The organism is Mesorhizobium sp. M0761 (genome assembly GCF_040320205.1).
GTDB lineage: Bacteria > Pseudomonadota > Alphaproteobacteria > Rhizobiales > Rhizobiaceae > Mesorhizobium.
Window position 1 is genome coordinate 1 of record NZ_JAMYPF010000013.1, and the last position, 19,507, is coordinate 19,507.

Genomic DNA, 19,507 nt, shown 5'->3' on the forward strand with positions numbered 1-19,507 from the left:
AACTCCCCCCCCCCCACCCTCTATCTACCGCCGTCCGAGGGGCGCCTGTCCCTTTTGTTTATAACCCCCCCCCTTAAAATCTTCTTTTTTTCCACGCTTGCTATACCCCGGGGCGGGGGCCGCGCCCCGCCCCCTTCGTTTGGGAGGTTGTATCAGGCAGCGATGTCGAAACGGTCGGCGTTCATCACCTTGGTCCACGCCTTGACGAAATCGCCAACGAATTTCTGCCCGGCATCCGCCGACCCGTAGACCTCGGCCAGCGCGCGCAGCTGCGCATGCGAGCCGAAGATCAGGTCGGCGCGTGTGGCGGTCCACCTGACTGCCCTGGTCTTGCGGTCGCGTGCTTCGTAGACCTCATGCGAGCCGGGCTCGGAGGCCGGATCCCAGATGGTGCTCATCGAGAGCAGGTTGACGAAGAAGTCGTTCGTCAGCGTGCCCGGCCTGTCGGTCAACACACCATGCTTCGAGCCGCCGGTGTTGGCGCCGAGCACGCGCAGGCCACCAACCAGCACCGTCATCTCCGGCGCCGTCAGGTTGAGCAGTTGCGCCCGGTCGACCAGCATGGCTTCGACCGACATCGGCGGTTTGCCCCTGACATAGTTGCGGAAGCCGTCAATTTTCGGCTCGAGCGCCGCAAAGGAATGGACGTCGGTCTGCGCCTGCGAGGCGTCGGTGCGGCCGGGCGTGAAGGGGACCTTCACCGCATTGCCGCCATCCGTTGCGGCTTTCTCGACCGCGGCGACGCCGCCGAGCACGATGAGGTCGGCCAGCGAGACCTTCTTGCCGCTTGCGTTGAACTCGTTCTGGATGGCTTCGAGCTCCGCCAGCACGGTAGCCAGTTCGACAGGCTGGTTGACCTCCCAGTCCTTCTGCGGCGCCAGGCGAATGCGCGCGCCATTGGCGCCGCCGCGCTTGTCGGAGTTGCGGAAGGTCGAGGCCGAGGCCCAGGCGGTCGAGACCAATTGCGAAACGCTGAGGCCCGAAGCCAGGATCTTGGCCTTCAGCAATGCAATGTCCTGGTCGCTGACCAGCTCATGGTCGACGGCCGGAACCGGATCCTGCCAGATCAGCTCTTCCTTCGGCACCAACGGGCCGAGATACCGCACGACCGGCCCCATGTCGCGATGGGTGAGCTTGTACCAGGCACGGGCGAAGGCATCGGCGAACTGCTCCGGATGCTCATGGAAGCGGCGCGAGATCTTCTCATAGGCCGGGTCGGCCCGCAGCGCGAGGTCGGTGGTCAGCATTGCCGGCGCATGACGCTTCGAGGGATTGTGCGCGTCCGGCACCGTAACCGCGCCAGAGCCGCCCTTCGGCGTCCACTGATGGGCCCCGGCCGGGCTCTTGGTCAGCTCCCATTCGAAGTTGAAGAGATTGTCGAAGAAGTTACTGCTCCACTGGGTCGGCGTCGTCGTCCAGGTAACTTCGAGGCCGGACGTGATCGCATCGCCGGCAATGCCGGTGGCATGCTTGCTCGACCAGCCGAGGCCCTGCGCCTCGATGCCCGCGCCTTCCGGCTCGGCGCCGACAAGTGCTGCATCACCGGCCCCATGGGTCTTGCCGAATGTGTGGCCGCCGGCGATCAGCGCCACGGTTTCCTCATCGTTCATTGCCATGCGCGCGAAGGTCTCGCGGATGTCGCGGGCCGAGGCCAGCGGATCCGGCTTGCCGTTCGGCCCTTCCGGGTTGACGTAGATCAGGCCCATCTGCACCGCGCCGAGATGGCCGTGCAGCTCACGGTCGCCGGAATAGCGCTTGTCGTCGAGCCACTTGGTTTCCGAACCCCAGTCGACATCCTGCTCGGGCTCCCAGACATCGGCGCGGCCACCGGCAAAGCCAAAGGTCTTGAAGCCCATCGATTCCAGCGCGACGTTGCCGGTGAGAATCAACAGGTCGGCCCAGGAGATCTTGCGGCCGTATTTCTGCTTGACCGGCCACAAAAGCCGGCGCGCCTTGTCGAGATTGGCGTTGTCCGGCCAGCTGTTCAGCGGCGCGAAACGCTGCTGGCCCGCACCGGCGCCACCCCGGCCGTCGCCGATGCGATAGGTGCCGGCGCTGTGCCAGGCCATGCGGATGAACAGCGGCCCGTAATGGCCGAAATCGGCCGGCCACCAATCCTGCGAATCCGTCATCACCTTGTGCAAATCCTCGATCACCGCGTCGAGGTCGAGCGTCTTGAACTCCGCGGCGTAGTCGAAAGCTTCGCCCATCGGGTCCGAAAGGCTCGACTGCTGGTGGAGAACGCCGATGTCGAGCTGGTTCGGCCACCAGTCGCGGTTGGTCCTGGCGGAGGTTCCATGCGCGACCGGGCATTTGCCGGCGCTGTTGTCGTCGGTCATCGCGTCCATCTTGGCCTCCGAATTGCTGATTTATGTGTTGTTTTTTCCGGGCCGGCCGGGAGCCGCGCCACTCTGGAATGGTTCCAGACTAAGCCGTCTCTTCGATAAAAACAAATTGCCTTTCCTGTTTGTTGCGATAGGTTTTCCTTATGATTGGCTTGACCGTGCGGCAGATGCAATATTTCGAGGCTTTGGCGCAAACGCTGCATTTCGGCCGCGCCGCAAAACTCGCCGGCGTCAGCCAGCCGGCGCTGTCCGCGCAGATCGCCGAGATGGAGCAAAGGCTGAACTGCCGGCTGTTCGAGCGCGGCGGCAAGACGGTGCGGATGACGGAAGAGACGCAAGCGCTGCTGCCACGCATCGAGCGCATCCTGCGCGATATCAGCGACGTCGAGACGACGGCCCGGCGCGGCCGCCCGGCCATGGAAGGCCGCTTCCGGCTAGGCATCATCCCGACCGTGGCGCCGTATCTTTTGCCGCATGTGCTCCCGGAACTGAAACGGCATTTTCCGTCCCTGCAGCTCGAACTGCGCGAAGCAGTCACCGCATCACTGGTCGAGGACACGGCAAGCGGACGGCTCGACGCCTTCATTGCCGCGCTGCCGCTCGACCAGCCGGGCCTGGTCACCGAGGAACTGTTCGCCGACCGCTTCTTCCTCGCCGTGCCAGCCGGAGATCCAGCCTTCGCCTCGCCACCGGTGCCGCCGGAAAGCCTGGCGCTGGAGCGGTTGATGCTTTTGGAGGAAGGCCACTGCCTGCGCGAACAGGCGCTGGCCCTGTGCGGCAGCGTGCGCCCGGTGGCAATGGCAAGCTACGGCGCCACCAGCCTGACGACGCTGCTGCAGATGGTGGCGCATGGTCTCGGCGTCACGCTCATCCCCGAAATGGCGGCAAGGCCGGCCAGCGCCATGCCGGACCTCAAGATCGTGCCGTTCCAGGAGCCAATGCCGCAACGCACGATCTGCCTCGCCTGGCGCCGCAACAAGGTGCGGCATGATGAATGCGTCGAGTTGGCGAAGATCATTCGGGGGTTGGATGCGGCGGTGCTGGGGGTGTGAGTCGTTTGGGTCTTGGATGTCGCCTTGGGAACCCCGAAAAGAAACTCAAATCAGGCGCGTTCGCGAATACCCGCATTGATGGCTGGTCGCCAGACCGCACCAAAGCCTCAAGGGATAAATACCAGAAAAACATACGTAAAAAATACAACGGCATGGACGATTCCGGTCAGGAAGGTCGTCCTTTCGTTGCTAAAGCTTACGCCGCATATGAAAAGCGCTAAAACCAAAAGTACTGCGTCAGCTTCCGGGAGCCCCAGGGTCAACCCTCGTCCCGTAAGCAGGCTGGCTGCTGCGACCGCAGGTATCGTCAAACCAATCGTGGCGCAAGCCGAACCCATTGCGACATTCAGGCCGCGCTGCAGCTCATTGTTGAGTGAAGCGCGAACCGCCGAAATGGCTTCCGGCATCAAAACCAGACCCGCGATCATTGCCCCCACAATGCTGTCAGCCTGGGTCACCTGGTAAGCAACGAGCGCATTTTCAACACTTGCGGCGACCTGCTCGGCGAGCATGACAATTCCGATCAGTCCGATTACCAGGAGCAGAGCGCTGGAAGAGATGCTTTTGTGAGGGGCGGTTCGCGCCGAAAGGTCGTGTGCCAGTCCTTCGATGAAATCGTCCCGATGCCGGATTGTCTGCGCGAACACAAAGCTTGCATAGAGCAGCACGGAAAGAACGCTTACCAGGCCAAGCTGAGCTGCCGAAAATGTGCCGGGATCGGTGGTCCGCGTGTAGGTCGGCAGGATAAGCGTCATGACGGTCAGTGCGGCCAGAACCGCCAGATATGCGCTGGTCCCTTGCCGGACAATTGCCTGCTTGCGATGCCGCCAGCCGCCAAACGTGAGACACATTCCGACAACGCCGGTGGAGGCAATCATCACCGTCGAGAAGACGGATTCACGTGCAAGCGTGGGGTTGTTCTCTCCATGCAGCATCATGGAAACGATAATCGACACTTCGATTGCCGTCACGGCAAAAGTCAGCACCAATGTGCCGTAAGGCTCCCCCACACGGTGGGCCACCGCCTCGGCGTGATCGAGCACCACGAAAATAGTGATGAACATGATCGCACTCGAGAGCGCTCCGACGAGAATCCTGACGCTCGGCGAACCTTCGTCCACCGATAGCCCGCTGACTCTGACCGCAACGGCTAGTGCCAGCGCGGCCAAAGGCATCGCATAGGAAGTCGCTGATCGTGCGAAACCAGTCATTCAAGCCCCAATGCGTTCGGCGAACCTTGCGGAAGCCTGTCGAGCACCCCAGTGTCGTTTCGAAGCCGGGCAGTCCCGTCCCCCGGCGTTCAACCTTCAAGCCGTCTTCTGCACCACCAGCCCCAGTTCCTCCACCATCGCCTCGCGCATCAGAAACTTCTGCGGTTTTCCCGTCACCGTCATGGGCAGTTCGGTGCGGAAGCGGATGTAGCGGGGGATTTTGTAATGGGCGATCTGGCCGGCGCAGAAATTCTTGATCTCCTGCTCGGTGGCGATCTGGTTGGGCTTCAGCACGATCCAGGCGCACAGCTCCTCGCCATATTTGGCGTCGGGAATACCGAACACCTGCACCTCCTTGACCTTGGGATGGCGATAGAGAAATTCCTCGACCTCTCTGGGATAGACGTTTTCGCCGCCGCGGATGACCATGTCCTTGACCCGGCCGACAATGTTGCAATAGCCCTGGGAGTCGATGGTGGCGAGATCACCGGTGTGCATCCAGCCATCGCTGTCGATCGCCTCGCGGGTTTTTTCCGCGTCGTCCCAATAACCCTTCATCACGGAATAGCCGCGTGTGCAAAGCTCGCCCGGCGCGCCGACCGCGACGGTGGCGCCGTCGGCGTCGATGGCCTTGACCTCGACATGCGGATGGATGCGGCCGACAGTGGAGACGCGTTTTTCCAGCGGATCGTCGACGCTGCTCTGGAACGAGACCGGGCTGGTCTCGGTCATGCCGTAGGCGATGGTCACCTCTTCCATATGCATCAGCGTCACCACCTTCTTCATCACCTCGATCGGGCATGGTGAGCCCGCCATGATGCCGGTGCGCAGGCTGGAGAGATCGAAGCTGGCGAAATCCGCATGGTCGAGCATGGCGACGAACATGGTCGGTACGCCGTAGAGGCCGGTGCAGCGTTCCTGCGCCACCGCCTTCAGCGTGGCGCCGGCGTCAAAACCCTCGCCCGGGAAAACCATGGTCGCGCCCTTGGTGACGCAGCCCATCGTGCCCATCGACATGCCGAAGCAGTGATAGAGCGGCACCGGGATGCAGAGCCGGTCGTCGACGGTGAGCCTGATTGCCGCGGTGACGAAATTGCCGTTGTTGACGATGTTGGTGTGGGTCAGCGTCGCGCCCTTGGGCGCGCCCGTCGTGCCTGATGTGAACTGGATGTTGATGGCTTCGCCCGGCTTCAGCCCTTCGGAGATGCGGTCGAGGCTGTCATGCTCGTCACGGCCGGCCATCGACAGCACGTCGGCGAAATTGAACATGCCGGGCGAGTTGTCATCGCCCATGCGGATGACGATCTTCAGCGCCGGCAATTTCTGCGCCTTGAGCTTGCCGGGGGTGGCCTTGGCGAGCTCCGGCGCCAGCGTCTCGATCATGCCGAGATAGTCGGAGGTCTTGAAACTGGCGGCGGTGACCAGCGCCTTGCAGCCGACCTTGTTGAGGGCATATTCGAGCTCGGTCAGCCGGTAGGCCGGGTTGATGTTGACCAGGATCAGGCCGATGCGAGCGGTGGCGAATTGGGTGACCAGCCATTCCCAGCGGTTGGGCGACCAGATGCCGACACGGTCGCCTTTTTCGAGGCCGAGCGCCAGGAAGCCGGCGGCGAGCGTATCGACCGTGTCCGACAATTCGCTCCAGGTGAAGCGCTTGTCCTGGCCGACGAAGACGGCAGCATCCTGCGTGGCGTATCTGCCGACCGTGTCGGAGAAAAGCTGAGGGATCGTCTTGTCGAGCAGCGGCACCGAACGGTCGCCCGACACATGTGCCCGGCCGTCGAGCGGAGCGATGAACGCCCTGCCGCGCCCGCGCAGATTGGTGGCGTTCTTGAGCTCGTCGAGATTAATCGCCATCGCCGTTTCCTCCCGATGAGTGAGCCTAGCAGCCTGATGGGGTGGTGGAAAGTACAGGCGGTTCCCCTCCCCCTCGAGGGGAGGGTGCCTCGCGAAGCGAGGCGGGTGGGGTCCTCGGCGAAGTGCTCGACTTCCTTGCTCACGGTCGACCCGGCTTGGGTCGTCTCGCGTCGAGCACTGCCGGAGCGACCCCACCCGTCCATCCGCCTTTGGCGGCTGTCCACCCTCCCCTCAAGGGGGAGGGAGCGCGCTCATCTTCGCGGCTATTTCCCGCACTAGCGCCTCATCCGCAGCAGCACGATCTTTCCTGGCAGCCACGAGGCAGGCCTGCGACTTCAGCACAACCCCATCGGCCAGCACCTTGAGATGGTTGGCGCGTAGGGTCGAGCCGGTGGTGGTGATGTCGACGATGACATCGGCAAGGCCTGCCGCCGGCGCGCCTTCGGTAGCGCCGAGGCTTTCGACGATGCGGTAAACCTGGATGCCGTGCTTTTGCGAGAAGAATTGTTGCGTCAGCCGCCAGTATTTGGTTGCGATCCTCAGCCGCCTGCCGTGGCGCTGGCGGAAATCGGCGGCGACATCGTCGAGATCGGCCATGGTATCGACGTCGAGCCAGATGCCGGGCACCGCGACCACGACATCGGCATGGCCGAAGCCGAGGCGAGCGACGATTTCGGCGCGCGCTTCCCAGTCGGCGAGGTTTTCGCGCAGCAGATCCTCGCCGGTAATGCCGAGGTCGACCGAACCTTGCCCAATCTCGCCGGCGATTTCGGACGCCGACAGGAACGCCACCTCGATGCCCTCAGTGCCGTCGATGCGGGCGCGGTACTGGCGCTCATCGCCGGGCAGGCTGACGGCAAGCCCGGCCCTGGCCAGTACCTCCAAGGCCTGCTCCTTGAGCCGGCCTTTCGATGGGATCGCCAGCGTGATCATTGCGGCTCTCCCCGCAGCGCTTCGATGCGGTCGAGCCAGACGGAGAAGCCGACGCCGGGGATCGGCGTCTTGGCGCCGAGCAGGGTCAGCAGCCGGTCGTAGCGACCGCCGCCGGCCAGCGGCCGCTCGCCACCAAGTGCTGCGATCTCGAAGACGATGCCGGTGTAGTAATCCAGCGGACGGCCGAAGGCAGCGTCGTAGCGGATCGTCTTTGCAGGCAGGCCATGTGCCTCGATGGCTTTGGCGCGGGCGGCGAATTTTTCCAGCGCCGCGCCCAGCGAAAGCCCGGCAGAGGCCGCAAAACTTTCGAGCGCAGCACTCGCGCCGTCGAGCGGCACGTCGATGGCGAGAAAATCCCTGAGCGCCGCAAACGCTTCGTTCGACAACCGCACGCTGCGCAGTTCGGCCTTTTCGATCAGCCGCCGGGCAATGTCCGCCGGCGCGCGCCCGCCGGAGCCCGACAGGCCGGCCCCTTCCATGCCGCCGGCGATGTGGGCGGAAAGCGCTTCGAGATCGCCATCGAGCACAAGGGCCGCGACATCGCCGTCAAGCTGACCGTTGCGCGGCGGGTTGGCGAGATCGGCGAGTGCTGCCTGCAGCATCGGCGCCGAGCCGAAGGCGCGCGCAAGCCGCATGCGCCAGCCGCGCGGCAAGCCGAGTGCTGCCAGCACCGCCTCGAAGATGGTCTGGTCGCCGAGCGTGATCGCAAGAGGTTGCGCCGGCAGCACCAGCTGCAGCAGCGCGTGCGCATCGGCCAGCGAACGCGCATCGGCCTCGGCTGTATCGCGGTCGCCGAGATCCTCGATGCCGGCCTGAAAGAACTCGTTGCCGCCCTCGCGGCGCTGGCGGAACACTTCGCCGAGATAGGAATAGCGGCGCGGCGTGCCGGCCTGCGAGGCGATGTGGTCGAGGCAGACGGGGATGGTGAATTCGGGCCGCAGACACAGCGTCTTGCCGGTCTCGCTTTCGGTGAGAAAGATGCGGCGGCGCAGATCCTCGCCGGCCATATCGAGGAATGGGTCGGCCGGCTGCAGCACCGCGACCTCAACCGCATGGGTGTTGCGGGTGGCGAAGAGCTTGGTGATTTCGGATGCGATGGCGGGATAGCGGGAGGTCATGCGTGGCGCGAGGCACCCCCCTCTGGCCTGCCGGCCATCTCCCCCTCAAGGGGGGAGATTGGCAGCTCGGAGCGCAGCGCCTCTTCTTCAACGCCGGAGATTGGCGAAACCATGCGCGACATCCAATCTCCCCCCTTGAGGGGGAGATGGCCGGCAGGCCAGAGGGGGGCGTTCAAGCGCCACCCTTCGCACGGTCAGCGGCCTGCACCGCCAAAATCTTCCTCACCTCGGCGACCAGCTCTCCCTCCGCCACCGTCACCTGCGCCGGGCGGGCAGCCCGCCATTCAGCGTTGTCGGCGATTTCAGCGGACATGCGCGCGCCTTCGATCAGATCCTTGATCTGCAACTCGCCCTTGGCGCGCTCATCGCCGCCCTGGATGATCGCGACCGGGCTACCGCGGCGGTCGGCGTATTTCAGCTGCGCCTTCATGCCGGCGCCGCCGAGATACATTTCGGAGCGGATGCCGGCCGCGCGCAGATCGGCCACCATCTTCTGGTAGCGACCGAGGCTTTCCGTATCCTTGTCCATCACCAGCACGACGACCGGCGCGATGACATCGGTGGTGTCCAGCTCGCCGAGGTTCTTCAGCGCCGTCATCAGGCGGGAGACGCCGATCGAAAAGCCGGTCGCCGGCACCGGCTCGCCACGGAAGCGCGAGACCAGCCCGTCATAGCGGCCGCCACCGCCGACCGAACCGAAGCGCACGATCTGGCCGTCTTCGTTGGGGATTTCGGCGAGCAATTCGGCTTCGAAGACCGGGCCGGTGTAGTATTCGAGGCCGCGCACGACGGAGCGGTCCATGGCGATGCGATCTTCGCCATATCCGGCCGCCCTGACCAGGGCTTCAATCGTCGCGAGCTCGCCGACGCCTTCTTGGTAAGTCGAGTTCGAGCTCGCTATGGAAACCTGGTCGACCTGTGCGTTCCTTGCCGTGGCGAGAAGAACTGCTTCAGCTTGCCCGTCGTCCAAACCAGCGCCCTTGGCGAAGTCGCCCTCGCCTTCCTTGCCGCCATCCCATCGGCCCGGCCCAAGCAGAAGCTTCACGCTTTCCGGCCCGAGCTTGTCCAGCTTGTCGATGGCGCGCAGCACGGTCAGCCGGCGGCCGGCATTGTTGTCACCGCCAAGGCCGATCGCCTCCAGCACGCCGTCAAGCACCTTGCGGTTGTTGACGCGAATGACGTAGTCGCCGCGCTTGATGCCGAGCGCTTGCATCACGTCGGCCATCATCATGGCCATCTCGGCGTCGGCTGCGACGCCCGGCGTACCGATCGTGTCGGCGTCGAACTGCATGAACTGGCGGAAGCGGCCCGGGCCGGGCTTTTCGTTGCGGAACACCCAGCCGGAGCGGTAGCTGCGATAGGGTTTCGGCAGCTTCTCAAAATTCTCGGCGACGTAGCGCGCTGTCGGCGCAGTCAAATCGTAGCGCAGCGACAGCCACTGCTCGTCATCGTCCTGGAAAGAAAATACGCCCTCATTAGGCCGGTCCTGGTCGGGCAGGAACTTGCCGAGCGCATCGGTGTATTCGATCAGCGGCTGGTCGGCCGGCTCGAAACCGCAGAGCTCATAGACCGAACGGATCGTCGCCATCATCTTCTCGACGGCGCGGATATCGTCGGCGCTGCGGTCGGCAAAGCCGCGCGGCAGCCGCGCTTTCGTCTTTTCCGATTTGTCGGCCATGGGATGGGTCTTTTCGCTTAGTAATCGATGACTTGTTTGGAGTGGGCGTGTCCTAACCGAAGCGGCTTGGTGCGGCAAGGGTTTGCGCTCTTTCCTTCTCCTTCGAAACAAAACGCACCGAAAGGAAACAATTCCGCCATCGGCGCGGCATCGTGCCGACACAATCAGAGCCGATAAGCGCGCCGAAACAAAGGGTTGGGCCATGACTGCCGCACACAAGTTCGACATCAGAGACGACGGCTTGCATGAAGTCCGGTTGCGGCCGGCCGAGAACCGTGCGCCGGTGACGGCGAGCCCCGGTCCGTTTGAGGTCACCGCCGACGAGCGCAAGGGTTCCACCATACGCGAGGCGCTGATGACCGGATTGCTGGTGATTTATCCGGCCTTTGCGGCACTGGCGGCGATTGTGGCGGGATTGTTCCTGACTGGCGCCAGCGGGACGTGAGTTCCTTACCCTCCCCCTTGTGGGGAGGGTCGACGCGTAGCGTCGGGGTGGGGGTGCGGCGCCAAGATACCCCCACCCGCGCCTTCGGCGCGACCTCCCCACAAGGGGGAGGTAGGGGGACAGCGCCCTACTTCGGCCTCTTAAAGGCCTTGCGTTCCTTCTCCACCTGCTCCCGGCAAACACACCCCTCGAGATGGTCGTTGACCAGACCCATCGCTTGCATGAAGGCATAAACCGTCGTCGGTCCGACAAAGCTCCAGCCGCGCTTTTTCAACTCCTTCGAAATCCTGATCGAGACCGCTGTCGTCGGGTTGGCGCGTAGATGCGCCATGTCCACCACCGCCGGCCGCTCCTCCGGCCCCGGCTCGAACTTCCAGAACCAGGCGGCCAGCGAACCGAACTCGTCGACCATTTCGCACGCCCGTTTGGCGTTGTTGATGGTCGAGACGATCTTGCCGCGGTGACGGATGATGCCGGCATTGGCGACCAAGCGCTCGACATCCTCGTCGGTGAAGGCGGCGACCTTGTCGAAGTCGAAACCGGCGAAGGCCTCGCGGAAATTCTCGCGCTTGCGCAGAATGGTCAGCCAGGACAGGCCGGACTGAAAGCCTTCCAAGCAGATTTTTTCGAACAGCCTGCGGTCGTCGGCGACCGGCCGGCCCCATTCATGGTCGTGGTAGTGCAGATAGTCCGGCAGATTGCCGTGCCAGAAGCAGCGCGTGATCCCGTCGGAGCCGGTAAGCAGTCCGGTGTTGTCTTGCGCCATGGCCGATCCATCCGTTAACGCGCTTTCGCGCTGCATTTACCGCGGCTTTACCAGATTCCTGAACCCGGCGGTAACCACACCAAAAGGTTTACTGACAAAGCGGCATTTTACGCATTCCGATTCATGTTTCGGTTGCCGCTTCGCGCCAAGGATCGCGCAACCGGGGGCAAGTTCCGCCTCCGTCCGTTCGACGATCAAGGTGCGTTCCGATGAAGATCTTTTTGCGTTCCGTGCTCGGCGCCGTGGCCATTCTGGCCGCCGGCGTCACCTCGTCTGCCGCCAACGACCGCTATGCCGAAAGGCCGCCGGTGATGGTGAGCCCCGACCTTTCCGCACCCTGGGTGCTGCAGCTTGGCCGGGCGCCCGGCATCGTGCGGCAGAGCCGACAGGTGGTCCAACAGCCGCGCGTTCGCTATGCGCAGCCGGCGCGACCCGATCGGGTTCGCACTGCTTCCGTGCAGGCGCCGGTCAAGCGCGTGGTGATGCGGCCGCAGATCAATCCGCTCTATCTGCCGCAGGAAGTCGCCTATGACGGCCCACAGAAGCCGGGCACGATCGTCATCGATACGACGCAGAACTTCCTGTTCCTGGTCGAGAAGAACGGCAAGGCGCGGCGCTATGGCGTCGGCACCGGCAAGCCTGGCTTCGAATGGTCTGGCACGCACAAGATCACCAACAAGCGCGTCTGGCCGGACTGGCGCCCGCCAGCGGAGATGATCAAGCGCGAGGCCGCCAAGGGCCGCTACCTCCCGACCTATCTGGCCGGCGGCGAGGAAAACCCGCTTGGCGCCCGCGCGCTCTATCTCGGCACGACGGAATACCGCATCCACGGCACCAACCAGCCATGGACCATCGGCGGCTCGGTGTCTTCCGGCTGCATCCGCATGCGCAACGAGGACGTGGTTGACCTTTACGAGAGGGTCAATGTTGGAACGACCGTGGTCGTGATATAGTCGGCTACCGAATCATCTGGTCCAGAAGGTTAGACCTTCAGGATCGGGAAGAGTTTACGGGGGACGGGCCGTGTGGGGATGCGGCCAGTCAGGAAAGGGCAGCCCGGGAAACCGCGCTGCCCTTTCTCTTTGCGGCTATAGCTGAGCCAGGCTGCGCCAGAACGTCGCGCCAGGGGGATGACGGTTCGCTTTCACGCTGCCTTGCCGCATTTCCCCTGCTATAGGGACGGCCAAACTCCCCTGCGCCAAACTCGCTGCAAAGGTTCAGCCATGTCTCCGCCAGACGATAGCCGCTATCTCCGGGGCGGCCCGGTCGCCCAGCGCATCATGGCATCCGTGCGCGAGGATGCCGCCATCGCCACCGCCGAAGGTTTTCCGCCCAAGCTGGTGTCGATCACCGTCGGCGATACCGCTGCCGTCGATGTCTATGTGCGCAACCAGCGCGCCAAGGCCGCCCTTGCCGGCATCGGTTTCGAGGAGCGGCGGTTCCCCGCCGACATCAGCGCCGGCGAACTCGAGGCGGCGATCCACGGCCTGAACGCCGACCCGCGCGTCACCGGCATCATCATCCAGCGGCCGGTGCCGGCGCATATCCCGATCAAGACGCTGCAAGCGGCGGTGCATCCACTGAAGGACGTCGAGGGCATGCATCCGGCGTCGATCGGCAATATCGTCTACAATCAGCTCGACCTCGCGCCTTGCACGGCTGCGGCCTCGGTCGAGCTGCTCAAGGTAACCGGCCTCGACCTCAAGGGGCTCGAAGTCGTCGTCGTCGGCCATTCCGAGATCGTCGGCAAGCCGATTGCCTTCCTGCTGATGGGCGAAGGCGCAACGGTGACGGTGTGCCATCACATGACGCGCTCGGTGGCCGCCCATGCGCGCCGCGCCGACGCACTGTTCGTCGCCGTCGGCAAGCCCAGGCTGATCAAGGCCGACATGGTGAAGCCCGGTGCGGCCGTCATCGACATCGGCATCAATTCCGAGATCGGCCCGGACGGCACGAGCCGCATCGTCGGCGACGTCGACACCGAGAGCGTGAAGGAAGTCGCGTCCTGGATCACGCCGGTGCCCGGCGGCGTCGGTCCGATCACCGTGGCGATCCTGCTGCGCAACACAATGGTAGCTCTCAGCCGCCAGCGCGCGCGCTACCAGGCGACGTATGGCGTGGTGGACCGGCTGGCAGCGGAATAGCTGCTTACTCGGCGGCGACCAGGTTTCCTTCGGAGACGCCCTCCGGCTTCGGACCACCATAGGCCCAGTCGAGCAGCTTGATCGTGTGCACCACCGGCAGCTTCGCGGCGGAAGCGATCTGGGTGATGCAGCCGATGTTGCCGGTGGCGACGATTTCGGCGTCGGTCGCCTCGATGTTCTTCACCTTGCGGTCACGCAACCTTGCGGAAATCTCCGGCTGCAGGATGTTGTAGGTACCGGCGGAGCCGCAGCACAGATGCCCCTCGCGCGGTTCGCGCACGACGAAGCCGGCCCTGGCGAGCAATTCCTTCGGCTGGCGGGTGATCTTCTGGCCGTGCTGGATCGAGCAGGCGGAGTGATAGGCGACGACGGTGCCGGGTTTGCGCACCGGCTCGGGCAGGTCGAGGCTTGCGAGATATTCGGTAATGTCCCTGGCCAGCGCCGAGACCCGCGCGGCCTTGTCGGCATAGGCCGGATCGAGGCGCAGCATGAAGCCGTAGTCCTTGATCGTTGTGCCGCAGCCGGACGCGGTGATGACGATGGCATCGAGCCCGCCCTGGTCGATGGCACGCGTCCACGCATCGACATTCTGCCGGGCCGAGGCAAGGGCTGCTGCCTCGCGGCCCATATGATGGACCAGCGCGCCACAGCAGGCTTCGCCCTGCGGCACCACGACCTCGACGCCAAGCCTGGTCAGCAATGCAATCGTCGTCTCGTTGATGGCGGGGTCGAGTACCGATTGGGCGCAGCCGGTGAGGATGGCGACGCGGCCTCTCTTCGTCCCCTGCCCGGCATGAATGCCGGAAGAGGCCATTGGCGAGACCGTCGGGATCGAGGCCGGTGCCAGCTTCAGCATCGCGCCCAGCGGCCTCAGGGCCGGCAGCCTTTCGAACAGGCCGATGAATGGCTTGCCCAGTCTCGCCAATTTCAGCGCGGCGCGAAAGCGCGCGGGATAGGGCAGCACGAAGGCCAGCATGGCGCGGGTGAGCCGGTCGAGCAGCGGCCGCTTGTAAGTTTCCTCGATATGGGCGCGGGCATGGTCGACCAGATGCATGTAATTGACGCCCGACGGGCAGGTGGTCATGCAGGCCAGGCAGGACAGGCAGCGGTCGATATGGGTGACGATCTGCTTGTCGGCCGGGCGGCCGTTCTCCAGCATGTCCTTGATGAGATAGATGCGCCCGCGTGGCGAATCCAGCTCGTTGCCCAATGTCACATAGGTCGGGCAAGTGGCGGTGCAGAAGCCGCAATGCACGCATTTGCGCAGGATCTTCTCCGATTCCGCGACATGGGGATCGGCGAGCTGGGCAAGGGAGAAGTTAGTTTGCATTATCTTAGCCTTGGGCCATGCGGCCGGGATTGAGGATGGACTTGGGATCGAACTCGGCCTTGAGCCGCGCCGACAATGCGGCCTTATGCGGTGCCTGCGGCTCGAACACCGGAACGGCGGTGCGATGCGAAGGGGTGGCGCGCACCAGCGTCGCGTGGCCGCCGCCGTGCTTTTTGATCAGCCCGCGCAGCAGGGCGGCCTCGGGATCGCCCTCCTCCATGCGCAGCCAGACCAGCCCACCCTGCCAGTCGTAGAAGGCACTGACGCCGATCTGCATGCGCAGCGTCAGCACCATCTGGTGAGCCTGAGACGGCGCCATCGAAACGCGCCAGACCGGCTTTTCGCTACGGTCGGCGAGTGGCGTGCAGTCCCTTATGTCACGCCAGAGGGTATGCGATGTCTCACCTGCGATCTCCTGCAGCGGGCCGGCATTTTTCAGCAGGGTCTTCAGCGCCTCAATGCGATAGGCGACCGATGGGCCAAACCCTTCGACGCGCAGCAGCGTTGCAGCGTCAGTGCCTAGACTGCCCCCGGCAACGCGCGCGGCGATGCGTTCGGGCAGATGGGCCGCGCTCGACACTTCGGCGCTGGAGCCGAGCGCCAGCGCCATGGCGGCAGAGGCGGCATCGTCGAGTAGGCCGCGCATGGCAAGCGTCACCTCGGTCTCGGCCGCCGGCAGCACCTTGAAGGTGACATCGGTGAACACGGCCAGCATGCCCCAGCTGTTGGCCATCAGCTTCGACAGATCGTAGCCGGTGACATTCTTGACGACGCGGCCGCCGGACTTGAAGGCCTCGCCGCGTCCGGCAACCGCATTGATTCCCAGAATATGGTCTCGTGCACCCCCCGCCTTCAGCCGGCGCGGGCCGGACAGGTTCGCGGCGAGCACGCTGCCGATCGTGCCCTTGCCGGGCTCGCCGCCGAGTAAAGGACCGTAATCCATCGGTTCGAAGGCGAGTTGCTGGCCGCTTTCGGCGAGCAGGTTTTCGATCTCGGAAAGCGGCGTGCCGGCCTTGGCCGACAGTACCAACTCGGCCGGCTCGTAGAGCGTGACGCCGGTGAGCTTCGAAAGATCGAGCGTGTGTTCGCTCTGCTGTGGCCGGCCGATGCCGCGCTTGGAGCCGTGGCCGATGATTTCCAAAGGTGACTCTTCCGCCGCCGCCCATTGGACGGTGGAGAGGATCTCGGCCGATGTGGTGGGGGTGAAGGTCGTCATGGCGAAGATGGGTCGAGTTCCTTCGCGCCCCCCTCTGTCCTGCCGGACATCTCCCCCACTTGGGGGGAGATTAGCAGCTTTGGCGACCGCGCCTCTCTAGCAACGTCGAATATTGGCGAAGGCAGAGATGACTGGTGATCTCCCCCCAAGTGGGGGAGATGTCCGGCAGGACAGAGGGGGGCGCGAAGGATCGCCGACGTGAGACATTCCGCCCCCATCAAAACCTCGGAATGTCCGGAAACGCCACCTGGCCGCGATGCACATGCATGCGTCCAAGCTCCGCGCAGCGGCGCAGTTGCGGGAACACTTTTCCCGGGTTGAGCAGATGGTTGGGATCGAAGGCGCATTTGACGCGCATTTGTTGGTCGAGGTCGATCTGGTTGAACATTTCAGGCATCAAGTCGCGCTTCTCGACGCCGACGCCGTGCTCGCCGGTCAAGACGCCGCCGACCTTGACGCAGAGCCGCAAGATGTCGGCGCCAAAACTTTCCGCCTTGTCGAGTTCGCCCGGCACGTTGGCGTCGTAGAGGATCAGCGGATGCAGATTGCCGTCGCCGGCGTGGAAGACATTGGCGACGCCAAGGCCGTATTTTCCCGACAGTTCGCGCATGCCGGCGAGCACACGCGGCAATTCCTTGCGCGGGATGGTGCCATCCATGCAGTAATAGTCGGGTGAGATGCGGCCGACCGCCGGGAAGGCCGCCTTGCGGCCGGCCCAGAAACTCAGCCGCTCCTGTTCGGATTGCGAGATGCGGCAGGTGGTGGAGCCGTTCCTGTAGGCGATCGCTTCGACGAGACCGATCAGGTGATCGACCTCGACGCCCGGCCCGTCGAGTTCGACGATCAGCAGCGCCTCGACATCAAGGGGATAGCCGGCGTGGACGAAATCTTCCGCGGCATGGATCGCCGGCCGGTCCATCATCTCCATGCCGCCAGGGATAATGCCGGCGCCGATGATGTCGGCGACGCATTGGCCGCCCTGCTCGCTGGTCGGAAAGCCGATCAGCAGAGCGCGGGCCGTCTCCGGCTTTTTCAGGATGCGCACGGTGACCTCGGTGACGACGCCGAGCAGGCCTTCGGACCCCGTCATGACGCCGAGGAGATCATAGCCTTCCGAGTCCAGATGATTGCCGCCCAGGCGCACCACCTCGCCGTTCATCAGCACCATCTCGATGCCGAGCACATTGTTGGCGGTCAGGCCGTATTTCAGGCAGTGCACGCCGCCGGAATTTTCCGCGACATTGCCGCCAATCGAGCACGCGATCTGGGAGGATGGGTCAGGGGCGTAGTAAAAGCCCTCCTGCTCGACGGCAATGGTGATGCCAAGATTGGTAACGCCTGGCTGAGCGACGACGATGCGGTCGGGATAGTCGATGGCAAGGATGCGGTTGAAGCGGCTCATGACCAGCAGCACGGCATCCTCGAGCGGCAGCGCGCCGCCCGACAACGAGGTTCCGGAGCCGCGCGGCACGACACGGATGTTGCGGTCGTTGCAGTATTTCAAGATGCGCGACACCTGCGCCACCGTTTCCGGCAGCACCACGACCAGCGGCAATTGCCGGTAGGCGGTGAGGCCGTCGCTTTCGAAGGCGCGCATCTCATTGGTGGCGTCGACGACGCCCTCGCCCGGCACGATGATGCGCATGTCGGCGACGATCTCCGCCCGCCTTCGCATAGTGGCGTCGTCTGGCTTGGGCATGACAAGGCCGGACATCGGCGGCGTTCTCCGCTTGGCTGGTAAAAATCTTTTACCAATTACATTCGGATGTTGCAAACACCGCGTCGGGCAAAGAGCGTACTGCCCGCCTTCCGCAGCGGCAATCTGCCGCTATTCACCCTCCCCCTTGTGGGGAGGGTCGCGAACGCAGTGAGCGGGGTGGGGGTCCGCGCGACGAAAGCTCTTTACGAGCACCCCCACCCCGATCCGCTATGCGGATCGACCCTCCCCACAAGGGGGAGGGTAAAGTGCGCTCCTACTCCCCCGGATGTTTCGCCGGCTCGGAGTGCATCCGCCTCACTCGCCGCACCCCCCACCAGACCAGCACGATGGCGACCGGCACCGAGGCGGCGGTGACGACTTCGGGCGCAATGGCATGGCCGAAGATCGAGGCGCCCTTGGCAAGGTAGGAGATCAGACCGACGACATAGTAGGACACTGCTGCCACCGACAGGCCCTCGACCGTCTGCTGCAACCGCAGTTGCAGCCGGGCGCGGTTGTTCATCGACGCCAGCAGATCGCGGTTCTGCTTCTCGACCTCGACATCAACCCACGTGCGCAGCAGCGTCGTGGCGCGGGTTAGTTTGCGCGACAGGTTGGCCTGGCGCTCCTCGACCGAACGGCAGGTGCGCATGGCAGGCGCCACCCGCCGCTGCAGGAAGCCGCCCCAAGTGTCGTAGCCGGGCACGGCTTCTTCGTCCAGCGCCTCCAGCCGCTCGACAACGATGCCGTCATAGGCGCGGCTGGCGCCGAAGCGATAGAGGCTGGAGGCGGCATCGGCTTCCAGCTCGGCGGCAAGCTCGGTCAGGTCGGCGAGCAGCGTCTGGCTGTCGCGGGTTTCAGTGACCTTCATTTCCAGCGTGGTCTGCGCCAACCGGTCTTCGATGCGGCGGGCGCGGCTCGACAGGGTCAGCGCCAGCGGCAGGCCGAGCATGGCAAGCGTGCGGTAGGTCTCGACGTCGATCAGCCGCTGCGACAGCGCCCCGGTCCGCGCCGGCGTCAGGCCGCGATCAAGCACCAGGATGCGGGTCAGGCCGTCGCCGTCCTGGCGGAAATCGGTGACGATGGCCGCATTGCCGCGCTCGACCAGCGAATAGCAGAGGCTCGTCGGGTCGAAGGCCGCAATCAGCTTCTCGCTTGCCGGCGTCCATTTGCGGATCTCCAGCCTTATGCCTGAGATCACCGTTCCCGGCGGCGAGAACCCGTTGCCGAAAGGAGAATCCTCCTGCGCCCTGCCGCTTTCGGCAAGCGGCCCTTCCCAAAGATAGGTCGAGAATTCCGTATGCCGCTCCCAGCGCAGCGTGCCCTTGCCCCATTTCATGGCGTGGTGGCGGGCATGACGGTCGGGCGCCGCGATGCCGAGGCGCCGCGACAGTTCGGAGAGCACGGCCATGTCGACGCCGGAGCCGCCCTCGGTCATGAAGGCGAGTTGCACAAGCACGCGCGGCTTCTCGATCAGCGGATGCGGCCGGGCATGGACCTCGCCGATCGCGCCGGGCCGTCCCTCATGCGCGGGAAAGCCCATCACGCTGCCCTGGGCGCGCGGCTGGAATTCGAGGTTGGACGTCTCGTCCGACACGGTGGTCCCCCTGTTCTCGACCCTTCGTGTGATGGCGTCCTCTAAAGGCAATCCATGAGGCGCGTAAACACCAAAGTCTAGCATCGTAGGTCCTGCCGGCGCGACGCGCAGACCGA

General features: G+C 64.4%; 15 protein-coding genes. 4 read left to right on the plus strand and 11 right to left on the minus strand.

The window, feature by feature from the left end:
• Positions 1-152: 152 nt before the first annotated feature.
• Complete coding sequence (gene katG, locus NKI32_RS20605; RefSeq protein ID WP_023738280.1) at positions 153-2,348, minus strand: catalase/peroxidase HPI; 2,196 nt, start codon at positions 2,346-2,348, stop codon at positions 153-155.
• A 140-nt stretch (positions 2,349-2,488) separates the two neighbouring features.
• Here katG and NKI32_RS20610 point away from each other — a divergent pair, with 140 nt between their 5' ends.
• Positions 2,489-3,397 (plus strand): hydrogen peroxide-inducible genes activator, encoded by a 909-nt coding sequence (locus NKI32_RS20610; RefSeq protein WP_353003394.1) that lies wholly within the window; start codon positions 2,489-2,491, stop codon positions 3,395-3,397.
• A 107-nt stretch (positions 3,398-3,504) separates the two neighbouring features.
• Here NKI32_RS20610 and NKI32_RS20615 read toward each other — a convergent pair whose 3' ends face one another.
• The 5 genes from NKI32_RS20615 to hisS all read right to left on the minus strand — a co-directional run bounded on the left by NKI32_RS20615 (position 3,505) and on the right by hisS (position 10,194).
• On the minus strand, positions 3,505-4,608 hold the full coding sequence (locus NKI32_RS20615) for a calcium:cation antiporter (RefSeq protein WP_353003396.1): 1,104 nt from the start codon (positions 4,606-4,608) through the stop codon (positions 3,505-3,507).
• A gap of 96 nt (positions 4,609-4,704) precedes the next feature.
• Positions 4,705-6,465, minus strand: a complete 1,761-nt coding sequence (locus tag NKI32_RS20620; protein WP_353003398.1) for an AMP-binding protein — start codon at positions 6,463-6,465, stop codon at positions 4,705-4,707.
• A gap of 231 nt (positions 6,466-6,696) precedes the next feature.
• Complete coding sequence (hisG, locus tag NKI32_RS20625; RefSeq protein WP_023701298.1) at positions 6,697-7,398, minus strand: ATP phosphoribosyltransferase; 702 nt, start codon at positions 7,396-7,398, stop codon at positions 6,697-6,699.
• On the minus strand, positions 7,395-8,516 hold the full coding sequence (locus NKI32_RS20630; RefSeq protein WP_023704467.1) for an ATP phosphoribosyltransferase regulatory subunit: 1,122 nt from the start codon (positions 8,514-8,516) through the stop codon (positions 7,395-7,397). The genes hisG and NKI32_RS20630 overlap by 4 nt, the downstream gene beginning before the upstream one ends.
• Positions 8,517-8,688: 172 nt before the next feature.
• On the minus strand, positions 8,689-10,194 hold the full coding sequence (gene hisS / locus NKI32_RS20635) for a histidine--tRNA ligase (protein WP_353003400.1): 1,506 nt from the start codon (positions 10,192-10,194) through the stop codon (positions 8,689-8,691).
• Positions 10,195-10,396: 202 nt separating this feature from the next.
• On the opposite strand from hisS, the gene NKI32_RS20640 reads away from it, so the two are divergent.
• The gene (locus tag NKI32_RS20640; RefSeq protein ID WP_023740499.1) at positions 10,397-10,639 is read left to right on the plus strand and encodes a hypothetical protein; all 243 of its coding nucleotides are present in this window, start codon (positions 10,397-10,399) and stop codon (positions 10,637-10,639) included.
• Between the two features lie 127 nt (positions 10,640-10,766).
• On the opposite strand, the gene NKI32_RS20645 is transcribed toward NKI32_RS20640, so the two are convergent.
• A complete protein-coding gene (locus NKI32_RS20645) occupies positions 10,767-11,405 on the minus strand; it encodes a DNA-3-methyladenine glycosylase I (protein WP_023740498.1) in 639 nt (212 codons plus the stop codon).
• A 209-nt stretch (positions 11,406-11,614) separates the two neighbouring features.
• On the opposite strand from NKI32_RS20645, the gene NKI32_RS20650 reads away from it, so the two are divergent.
• Positions 11,615-12,358, plus strand: a complete 744-nt coding sequence (locus NKI32_RS20650) for a L,D-transpeptidase (RefSeq protein WP_352498900.1) — start codon at positions 11,615-11,617, stop codon at positions 12,356-12,358.
• A gap of 270 nt (positions 12,359-12,628) precedes the next feature.
• Positions 12,629-13,549 (plus strand): bifunctional 5,10-methylenetetrahydrofolate dehydrogenase/5,10-methenyltetrahydrofolate cyclohydrolase, encoded by a 921-nt coding sequence (locus NKI32_RS20655; protein WP_352759046.1) that lies wholly within the window; start codon positions 12,629-12,631, stop codon positions 13,547-13,549.
• Between the two features lie 4 nt (positions 13,550-13,553).
• Here the strand turns inward: NKI32_RS20655 and glcF are convergent, their stop codons facing one another.
• The 4 genes from glcF to NKI32_RS20675 form a co-directional block, all read right to left on the minus strand.
• On the minus strand, positions 13,554-14,879 hold the full coding sequence (gene glcF, locus NKI32_RS20660) for a glycolate oxidase subunit GlcF (protein WP_353003403.1): 1,326 nt from the start codon (positions 14,877-14,879) through the stop codon (positions 13,554-13,556).
• 4 nt (positions 14,880-14,883) lie between these two features.
• A complete protein-coding gene (locus NKI32_RS20665) occupies positions 14,884-16,095 on the minus strand; it encodes an FAD-binding protein (protein WP_353003405.1) in 1,212 nt (403 codons plus the stop codon).
• Positions 16,096-16,312: 217 nt separating this feature from the next.
• On the minus strand, positions 16,313-17,809 hold the full coding sequence (locus NKI32_RS20670; protein WP_353003407.1) for an FAD-linked oxidase C-terminal domain-containing protein: 1,497 nt from the start codon (positions 17,807-17,809) through the stop codon (positions 16,313-16,315).
• Positions 17,810-18,068: 259 nt separating this feature from the next.
• Positions 18,069-19,391 carry a DUF3422 family protein gene (locus tag NKI32_RS20675; protein WP_023686827.1) on the minus strand — a complete coding sequence of 441 codons (1,323 nt, stop codon included), beginning with the start codon at positions 19,389-19,391 and terminating at the stop codon, positions 18,069-18,071.
• Positions 19,392-19,507 lie beyond the last annotated feature (116 nt).